This is a genomic window from Kitasatospora nipponensis (genome assembly GCF_039528135.1).
GTDB classification, from domain to species: domain Bacteria; phylum Actinomycetota; class Actinomycetes; order Streptomycetales; family Streptomycetaceae; genus Kitasatospora; species Kitasatospora nipponensis.
The window spans coordinates 1-1,335 of sequence record NZ_BAAALF010000463.1; the positions used below are offsets into that span (position 1 = coordinate 1).

The following is a 1,335-nucleotide window of genomic DNA, read 5'->3' on the forward strand; positions in this document are numbered from 1 at the left end:
GACGCAGCCCATGACACACCGATGACGCACCCTCCTGAGGCTGCGTCACACAGAACCCCAGGTCACAGGCCCAAATGACGCTGATGACGCAATGACGCAGAAATCCCAGCCTCGGACAGGCGCGCCCGCCTGGCCGTCGCGCCCATTCCGCCACACCCGAACCGCTCATCGGAGGATCTGCATGGCAAAGCGTGAACTGCTCAAGCTCTCCGCCGTCCTGGAAGAGATCAACATGAGCCGCGCCGCCTTTTACCGGATGCGTGCCCGAGGCCAGGGGCCGCGCCTGATCAAGCTCCCCAACGCTCAGCTCCGCGTGGACCGCGCCGACCTCGACAGCTGGCTGGCTGCTTGCCAGATCGCTGCCTGACGACCCACCGCCAACGGGGCCCGGCAAGTTCGCCGGGCCCCTCATCCGTACGGAGCTGAATTGCTGACCTTCGAGGTGTACATCTATGCCATTCGTGATCTCAAGCGCGGACGTAAGCCGCACCAACTCCGGTGGCGCGTAGGCCTGAACCCGCACTCCCGAACGTTCGCCACGAAGACCCTGGCGGACGGTCGGCGGGCCCAGCTGATGACCGCGATCCAGAAGGGCGAGCAGTTCGACACGGACAGCGGTCTGCCGGTATCCGAACTCCGGAAGCGCGACCAGGTCACGTGGTTCGAGCACGCGAAGGAGTACGCGGAGAAGAAGTGGGCCCGAGCGTCCGCCAAGAGCCGATCGGCACGTGCGGACGCTCTTGCCACCATCACTCCCGCGCTGGTCACCGACCGCCGTGGTGCGCCTGATCACCGCGTTCTCCGTCAGGCTCTGTCGTGCTGGGCGTTCAACTTCTCGCCGCAGCAGCCGGAACCGCCCGCAGAGGTCACCGCTGCGCTCGCGTGGCTGGCCAAGAAGTCCATCGGGATTGGGGAGTTGGAGGATTCCGAGGTGGTACGCACCGCCCTTGAAGCCCTGTCCCGTCTCCTGAACGGCGAGGTCGCGGCGGACAACACGATCACCCGCAAGCGCATGGTGTACAACAACGCCTTGCGGTACGCGGTTGAGCGCCGCAGGCTGCCGGCCAACCCGCTCCAGTTCGTGGACTGGGATGCGCCGGAGACAGACGATGAGATCGACTGGCGGTGGGTCCCGGGGCCGGAGCAGGGGCACGCCCTGATCGAGGCTGCTGGCACTGTCTCGCGGCGCGGAAGCCACCTGCGGGCGTTCTACGGCTGCATGCTCTATGCGGCTACTCGGCCGGCCGAGGCGATGGACATTCGGATCACGGACTGCACCCTGCCGGAGACCTCGGGGGAGCCTTCGATGATCTGCGCCGGGTCCAGCGGGTCGGG

The 1,335-nt window shown here is 66.7% G+C and carries 2 protein-coding genes; both read left to right on the plus strand.

Annotated elements, in window-relative coordinates; all coding sequences use genetic code 11:
• Window positions 1-181: 181 nt before the first annotated feature.
• Window positions 182-367: a helix-turn-helix transcriptional regulator gene (locus ABD323_RS41205; protein WP_184917023.1), complete on the plus strand. Its 186-nt coding sequence runs from the start codon at window positions 182-184 to the stop codon at window positions 365-367.
• A gap of 60 nt (window positions 368-427) precedes the next feature.
• Window positions 428-1,335 (plus strand): site-specific integrase (locus tag ABD323_RS41210; RefSeq protein ID WP_344447219.1); only part of this gene is annotated, 908 nt, incomplete at its 3' end.